General features: G+C 72.6%; 9 protein-coding genes. 5 read left to right on the forward strand and 4 right to left on the reverse strand.

Going from position 1 to position 7423, the window contains the following annotated elements:
• Positions 1-69: 69 nt before the first annotated feature.
• Both AB0C62_RS37600 and AB0C62_RS37605 read left to right on the forward strand, forming a co-directional pair.
• Positions 70-1707, forward strand: coding sequence for a serine/threonine-protein kinase (locus tag AB0C62_RS37600; protein WP_362981098.1), 1638 nt, complete (start codon positions 70-72; stop codon positions 1705-1707).
• Entirely contained in the window at positions 1704-2390 is a 687-nt protein-coding gene (locus tag AB0C62_RS37605) for a hypothetical protein (protein WP_362981100.1), read from the forward strand. Before AB0C62_RS37600 ends, AB0C62_RS37605 begins: the two co-directional genes overlap by 4 nt.
• Before the next feature lie 21 nt (positions 2391-2411).
• On the opposite strand, the gene AB0C62_RS37610 is transcribed toward AB0C62_RS37605, so the two are convergent.
• Positions 2412-3416 carry a LacI family DNA-binding transcriptional regulator gene (locus AB0C62_RS37610; protein WP_362981102.1) on the reverse strand — a complete coding sequence of 335 codons (1005 nt, stop codon included), beginning with the start codon at positions 3414-3416 and terminating at the stop codon, positions 2412-2414.
• A gap of 145 nt (positions 3417-3561) precedes the next feature.
• On the opposite strand from AB0C62_RS37610, the gene AB0C62_RS37615 reads away from it, so the two are divergent.
• Complete coding sequence (locus AB0C62_RS37615) at positions 3562-4452, forward strand: amidohydrolase (RefSeq protein ID WP_362981104.1); 891 nt, start codon at positions 3562-3564, stop codon at positions 4450-4452.
• A gap of 37 nt (positions 4453-4489) precedes the next feature.
• Positions 4490-4990 (forward strand): cysteine dioxygenase family protein, encoded by a 501-nt coding sequence (locus AB0C62_RS37620; protein ID WP_362981106.1) that lies wholly within the window; start codon positions 4490-4492, stop codon positions 4988-4990.
• Positions 4991-5112: 122 nt separating this feature from the next.
• Here the strand turns inward: AB0C62_RS37620 and AB0C62_RS37625 are convergent, their stop codons facing one another.
• From AB0C62_RS37625 to AB0C62_RS37635, 3 genes are all read right to left on the reverse strand, one after another.
• Positions 5113-5616, reverse strand: coding sequence for a hypothetical protein (locus AB0C62_RS37625; RefSeq protein WP_362981108.1), 504 nt, complete (start codon positions 5614-5616; stop codon positions 5113-5115).
• A 395-nt stretch (positions 5617-6011) separates the two neighbouring features.
• Positions 6012-6269, reverse strand: a complete 258-nt coding sequence (locus AB0C62_RS37630) for a hypothetical protein (RefSeq protein ID WP_362981110.1) — start codon at positions 6267-6269, stop codon at positions 6012-6014.
• Positions 6256-6561 carry a DUF6400 family protein gene (locus AB0C62_RS37635; RefSeq protein WP_362981112.1) on the reverse strand — a complete coding sequence of 102 codons (306 nt, stop codon included), beginning with the start codon at positions 6559-6561 and terminating at the stop codon, positions 6256-6258. Before AB0C62_RS37635 ends, AB0C62_RS37630 begins: the two co-directional genes overlap by 14 nt.
• 199 nt (positions 6562-6760) lie before the next feature.
• Here AB0C62_RS37635 and AB0C62_RS37640 point away from each other — a divergent pair, with 199 nt between their 5' ends.
• Positions 6761-7261, forward strand: a complete 501-nt coding sequence (locus AB0C62_RS37640) for a lamin tail domain-containing protein (protein ID WP_362981114.1) — start codon at positions 6761-6763, stop codon at positions 7259-7261.
• The last annotated feature ends 162 nt before the right edge of the window (positions 7262-7423 follow it).

Raw genomic sequence — 7423 nt, forward strand, 5'->3', positions numbered from 1 at the left:
CACAGCACACGGCTGGGAGCGCGTGGGGCCGGAGCGCCTCACGTGTCCCAGGTCTCGGGGGGTTGAGGCATGAGCACGTGGGCGGTACCGGGGTACGCCGAGTCACGAGAACTCGGGTCGGGGGCGAGCGGACGCGTCGCGCTGGCCGTGCACGAGGAGACGGGGCTGCCCGTCGCGGTCAAGTACCTGAGTGAGTCGCTGCGCACTCGCCCGGGTTTCGTGCGGGAGTTCAGGGCGGAGGCCCGGCTGCTCGGTGGCCTGAGCAGTGCGCACGTGGCGGGGCTGTACGAGTACGTGGAGAGCCCGGACGGCGCGGCGATCGTGATGGAACTGGTCGACGGGGTCAGTCTGCGGACCCTGCTCGGCAGGGAGGCGCCCCTCGCCCCCGAGGCCGCCCTCGTCCTGCTCAAGGGCTCCCTGCTCGGCCTCGCGGACGCCCACCGGATCGGTGTGGTGCACCGCGACTACAAGCCGGAGAACGTCCTCGTCCGCCCCGACGGCACCTCCAAGCTCGTGGACTTCGGGATCGCCGCCGCCGACGGCACCACCGCGGGTATCGCGGGCACTCCGTCGTACATGGCCCCGGAACAGTGGACCGGCGCCCCGGCATCGCCTGCCGCCGACGTGTACGCCGCGACCGCGACGTTCTTCGAGTGCCTCACCGGCCGGAAGCCGTACACGGGCGAGAACCTGGCCGAACTGGCGCTCCAGCACGTGGACGGCCCCATTCCCGCCGACGAGGCGCCCGAGCCCGTCCGGGCCCTCGTGCGCCGCGGTCTGGCGAAGACTCCCGAGCAACGGCCCGCCGACGCCGAGGACTTCGTGGCGGAGCTGGAGGCCACCGCGGGCGGCGCGTACGGGCCGGACTGGGAGGAGCGCGGACGCGGACGCCTCGCGGCACTGGCCGCGCTCTCGCTGCTGCTTCTGCCCCATGCCCCCGTCAAACCGCGCAACAGCGTCACGGACACCGCGCGCACGGTCCTCGGCCGAACCCCGGACGTGCTGCGCGCCTGGCGTCCCGGCGGCCGTTCGCTGCTCGTCTCGGCGGCCGCGATCATCGCGGCGCTGCTGCTGACGTACGGCATCGACCGGCAGGCGCCCGGCTTCGGCGACCCGGGACAGGCGGCACAGGCACTGGCCACCACGAGCGCCCATCCGGGCGCGACCGGCGGCGTCCCCGTGACGGCGGACCCGGATTCCCCGACACCGTCGACGTCGACGTCCGACTCGGCCACGCCGACGGCGACCGCGTCGGCCACCTCGACCGACGACGCGACGGCGTCGACGCCTTCTTCGGACTCGACGACCGCCACCGTCGAGCCGCCGACCACCTCTCCGCCCACGACGGCCGCACCCACGACAACCTCCCCGTCGCCCGAAGTCGGCGTCAAGTCGGTGGTGTTCGGCGGCTTCCGGCAGACGGGCACCGCGACCGCCACGGCGTCGGTCACCGTCACCACGGACGGAACCGGACCCGTCGACATCACGGTCACCTGGTCCACCGGCGACGCCAGTGGGCAGGCCGGCGCCCAGGACGGGGCGGCCGACTCCTACCGGCGCAGCGGCTCGACCGAGTACACCATCGCCCTCGACCACACCTTCCAAGGTGCGGGCTGCTACTGGGGTGTCCGCGCCGGGACACAGCCCGTCTCCGCGGACGGTGGCGCCTCGCAGCAGCTCCTGACGAGGCGGTGCACGCTCCGATGAACGAACACCCCGGCGCTCCGGGCGCCCCTTCCGACGACGACTACAGCGCGACCGTGCTGGCCAGCCACTGGATCCAGCGGCCCGACTCCCCCGACACGGAGGGCACGGTCACGCGGGCCTCCGACACCCTTGCCCTCGACGGGAGTTCGGCCACACGGGCGTTGTCGGAGCCTACCGTCCTCGACACCCCGCCCGACCGGGTCGAGGGGACCCTGCTGCGCTTCGGGCCCGGGGTGAACGCCGACACCGTACGCCGATCGACCTCGCCGGCCGTGCCGGCCCCGGTCCCCCGCCGGACGTGGCGGCGGCACGTACTGCCCGCCGTGGCGCTCCTGGCCGTCGTCGCGTTCCTCCTGTGGCACCGCTCCGAACCGTCCGTGGGCGTCGAGGGCATCGCGGTCTCCGCCACGTCGTCCTCGCCCGGATGCGACGCGACAGCGGACATCGTCGCCGCCGTCACGACCGACGGGCGGCCCGGGGAACTCACCTACCGCTGGGTGCGCAGCGACGGCACCTCCTCGAAGGTCCTGCGCGAGGAGGTGACACAAGGTCAGAAGCGCGCGCATCTGCACCTGTTGTGGACCTTCCAGGGCGAAGGCCGGTACACGGCGCGCGCCGAGCTGCGCCTGCTGTCCCCGGCGCGACGCAGCGTGGAGACGCGGCTCACGTACCACTGCCCCTGACGCGTACGGTCGGTCGGAAGCTCAGACGGCCACGGCCGAGCCGCGGGCGCACATCATCGGGGCGCACAGGATCCGCTTCCTGCGCGCCCGCTTGCCCTCGATCGCGGAGGCGGTCAGCCGGGCGGCCTCGGCGGCGATCTGTGTCAGTCCCCAGCCCACGGTGGTCAGCGGTGGGGTGAGGACGCAGGAGACGGGGTGGTCGTCGAAGCCGACCACGGAGACGTCCCGGCCCACGACGAGCGAGGCCTCGGCCGCCGCCGCGTAGACGCCGTAGGCGAGGGAGTCGGAGAAGCAGAAGACGGCGGTGGCCCGTCGGTCTCCTTCGAGGACGCCTCTGGCGACGACGGTCGCCGCACCCAACTCCTGCGGGCAGGGCACGAGTTCGGCCCCCAGCCCTATCCGGTCGGCCGCCTCGCGCACATACACGTCGGCGGGCCGGTCGGGCGTGCTCGGCCGGGTCGGGGTCAGGACGGTCACCCGGCGGTGGCCGAGGCCGTGGAGGTACTCTAGTACGGCGTCGATGCCGGCCCGGTTGTCGAAGATGACCTGCCCGACCGTGCGCGCCCGGCTCAGTGAGTCCCCGACCGCGACGACGGGCAGGGCGTCGGCGATCGCCGCCCATTCCTCGGCCGCCGGGTTCACCGGGGACACCACTAGCGCGTCGACGCGCTGGTCGCGCAGTTGCTTGGCGAGGACGAGCTCCCGGTCGGGGTCGCCGCCCGCGTCCAGGATCAGCGCGTAGCGGTCGCCGGCGAGGAGTTCACGGCCGATGGCCGCCATGAGCTGCTGCTGCCAGAGGTCCTGGAGGTCGCCCGCGAGGACGCCGACCATGCTGGTGCGGCCGCTGGCGAGGGCCCGGGCGATGGGGTCGGCCTCGTAGCCGAGTTCGGCCGCCGCCTTGCGCACGCGTTCCTCGGTCTCCTTGGAGACGTGTTTGCCGCGCAGGGCGTAGGAGACAGCGGCGGTGGAGAGGCCGGTGGCCTCGGCCACCTCCCTGAGGGTGGTGCGCTTCGGGGGCCTGACCATGCCGGGAAGCCTACCGGGCCGCGTCCGGATCGCGGGCATGCGCTTGACACGCCGGGTTGTTAATCGCTTAAGTTAAGCGCATCACTGAAGCGCTTAACCACAACCGATCCTGCCCCATCGCACGGACCCACAAGGGGACTTCAGGGTGCCCATCGACGTCCACCAGCACATCTGGCCGCCCGCCTTCGTCGAGCTGTTGCGGGCGCGCACGGCGCCGCCGCGCCTCGACGGCTGGACACTGCACCTGGACGGCGAACCGCCCTTCGCCGTGGCCCCGGGTGACCATGACATCGAGGCCCGTGCGCGGCTGGCCGGCGCCGACGGTCTCGACCTCGCCCTGGTGTCACTGTCCAGCCCGCTGGGCATCGAGTACCTGCCACCCGCCGAGTCCCTGCCGCTGCTCGACGCCTTCCACACGGGCGCGTTGGCTCTTCCGGCGCCGTTCGGTGTGTGGGCCTCCGCCTGCCTGAGCGCGCCGGACGCCGAGGCGGTGGAGCAGGTGCTCCGGCAGGGGGGCGTGGGACTGCAACTCCCGGCCACGGCACTGCTCGACGCGGCGGGCTGGCGCGCGTGCGCCCCGCTGCTCGACCTCCTCGCGCACCTCGACAAACCGCTGTTCGTCCATCCGGGCGCGGCCCCGTCGACTCCCGCGGCACCGTCCTGGTGGGCGGCGCTGGTCCCCTACCAACAGCAGCTGCACAGCGCGTGGTTCGCGTTCCGGGCCTTCGGCCGCGCCCGTCATCCGGGGCTGCGGGTCTGCTTCGCGGCGCTCGCGGGGCTGGCACCCCTGCACGGCGAACGGCTCGCCGCGCGGGGCGGCGGGCGCGGCGAGGTCGACTTCGACGTCTTCTACGACACCTCCTCCTACGGCACGCGCGCCGTGGACGCCCTGGTCCGGGCGGCCGGCATCGACGTCGTCGTGAGCGGGAGCGACCGCCCCTACGCCTCTCCCGCCGTCCCCGATCTGGGTGCGGACGCCGCCGTCCACGCCCTGCGCACCGTCAACCCCGCCCGCCTGCTGCACGGCCGCACCTGATCCGTGCGACGGGCCCCTCCTGGAAGGGAACACCGCCGTGACGTACTCGTCCCTGCCGGACCGCACGCTCGACAAGCACGAACTCCAGCGACTCGTCGACGGCCTGGCAGCCCGGCCCGAACTCTGGCGCGACCAGGTCGCCTTCTCGCACGAGGAGCGGCACTACGCGTCGCTGCACCGCGACGAGTACGTGGACGTCTGGCTGCTGTGCTGGACCCGGCAGAACGACACCGGCTGGCACGACCACGACATCTCGGCGGGCGCGGTCCGGGTCGTGCAAGGGGTGTTGAACGAGTCCAACCCCCGGATAGGCGGCAGTCATCTGTCGGTGGCGGTCGGTGCGGGCGAGTCGTTCTGCTTCGGTCCCGAGCACATCCACCGGCTCACCGGCGCGACCGACGACGCGGTCTCCCTGCACGCCTACTCGCCGCCACTGTGGCGCCTGGGACAGTACGACATCACGGAGGACGGACTGATGCGCCGCATGTCGGTGTCGTACGCGGACGAACTGCGCCCGCTGGACAGCCCGGCCGCGTGAAGGGTTTCCGCCGGCGGGGGCCGGCGGACGTCGGCGGGTGGGTGCGGGCGCTCCCGGCCCATGTGCCGGCATCCCGCGCGATGTGGAACGGTAGCGCGCCGCGTGGCCGCGGTGCGCCGTGGTCAGCCGCGGGAGGACCTGCCCTGGTCCCGGCGGCCCTGTCGGGGCTGGGGGCGGCCTCGGCCGCCGGTGCGGCGCCCTGACGGGGCGGCGGGTGCGTCACCGCTGTTGAAGCCGGGGCCGCTCGGGGCGCTGAAGCCGCCGGGGACCGCAGGGACGGCGGGGACGCCCGCCGGTGCGCCGGTGGTGGGTGCAGGCGCGGCAGGCGCGACGGGGGTTCGGGTACGTGGGACGGCCCGGCCAAGGACGCGGGTGTGGCTCATGAACGGGGCACAGGCGGCGCAGACTTCCATCAGGGTCCACACCTGGCCGACAGCCGGGTCGTGCCGCAGGACGAGCAGCACGCTGCCCGCGCAGTGCACCTGGCTGCCCTCATGGGAGGCGCACTGCGCCTGCCGGCAGGCACACGCGGCGTCGGGGTGGACGGTCGCGGCCCGGGCGTGCGCGCCGACGTGGGCCTCTGCGAAACGGCGCAGGGACGCGAGGTCGCGCGAACGCGGCGGCATCGCGCAGGGAGAGGAGCAGGAGACGGACGCCGTGCGGTCACTGTGGCCGGAGATGCGGACGGTCCATGTCCGTCCCGGACGTCGTACGGCAGGGCTTTCGGAGTGTGGGAGGTCCAAGACCGGCAGTCCTTTGACAGTGGGGGTGTTCGCGCAGGTGCGCACAGGTTCTTTACCCGCGCGGACCGGTCCGTCATCCACCGGTGGGCCACGAACGTCATCGAATCTGTGAACGACGGCGTGCGCGGGCCCGGACTTCTGTCGTGCGGGGCTGCGATCTTCCCACAGCGGCGCATCGGACAGGTTCGACCCGCCTGGGGTCTTCGGAGGATATCGCCGTCATGGAGTGCGACGTCCGGCGGGAGGTTCCGGATCCGCCGTACCGACCGCGTACGCCGTCAGCGCTTTGGGCGGCCACCCGTGATGCGGTCCCACCAGGGGCGGGTGGCGCCGAAGCCGGTCTCATGGGCCCAGACGTGGGTGCAGGAGGGGCACTGCAGGTGGAGCAGGCTTCCGGTGGTGGAGAGCAGGTAGCGCCAGTGCCGGGAGCACGATCGACGCTGCTCGCACGACGCGCAGCCGTGGCTGTCGGCGCAGTTCGGGCAGGCCGCCCAGGCCCGGCGTCCGATGTCCGCCTGGGGATCAAGCGGCAGCACGGCCGTCTCCGCGCCGCGGCAGCACGCCGGACGCGACGAGGTCGTCGTACACGCGCTGCTGTTCGTCGTCGAGCCCGGAGTAGAGGAGGGCCGTGGCGGCCTCCTCGCCGCGCATCGCCTCGATCGGGTCCCAGTCGGGGCCGAGCGCGGCGAGGACCTGGGCCTGGCGCAGGACCTCGTGCCGGGTGAGGTCGACGGTGAAGTCGACCAGCTCGGGGGCGTCCGGCCGGTCGGCGTCGCCCGTGGGTGTTCCGTCGGCATCGCGGGGCGTAGGGGAGGTATGGGGATCCATGGGGCACAACTTAGGTTTGCCTTCCTTGCGGGGACAAGGGGAGGTGGGGGAAGTCACAGCAGGTCAGGCGGTACGACACGGCACGCCGCACCACCGCTTCCCGGATGCCTTTACGCGGCCCACACATTTCTGTCACCTCGCGGTCACACGCTCGGTATGCTCCTGGAGCTTCATCCGCACCACTGAGGGGGGAATCCTCATGCGTATTCGTGCTGCCCTGGCAGTCACCGCCGCCGCTGCCGGGACGTTCGCGGCCGTCGCCGCCGCTCCGGCGCAGGCCGCCACCGAGTACTCGTCCGCGCTGAAGGTCAAGGGCGTCCAGTACGACGCTCCGGGCCGGGACTCCAACAGCTGCTCCACGGGCAACACCCGTGCCGAGTACCTGACGATCAAGAACTACTCGTCCAGCGCGACGGTGAACCTGAAGGGGTACGTCGTCAAGGACGCCGTGGGCACGACCTTCACGTTCCCGTCGAACCACTACCTCCAGCCCGGGGACTACATCAAGCTCCGCGGCGGGCACGGCACCGACTCGGACACGAACAACGTCGTCTACCGCCAGAACTGCAACTTCCTCTGGAACAACGACAAGGACACGTTCTACCTGTACAAGCCGTCCGGCGCCCGCGCCGACGTGCACGCGTACAGCGCGTCGGCCAACGACCGTGACCGCAACGGGTACATCACGTACCACGGCTGATACGTCCGCCGGAGTCCGACGGCCCGCCCACAGGAGGGTGTTCCGGCGGCGCTCGTGACAGGGACGGCCCCGGTCCTCGGCTCCGCTCCAGCGGGCCAGCTCGCCGACGGCGATGAGCACGCCGAAGGCCAGCGCCGTACCGCGGTCGTCGAGCCGGCGGAG

Source organism: Streptomyces sp. NPDC048643 (assembly GCF_040650615.1).
Taxonomy (GTDB): Bacteria; Actinomycetota; Actinomycetes; order Streptomycetales; family Streptomycetaceae; genus Streptomyces.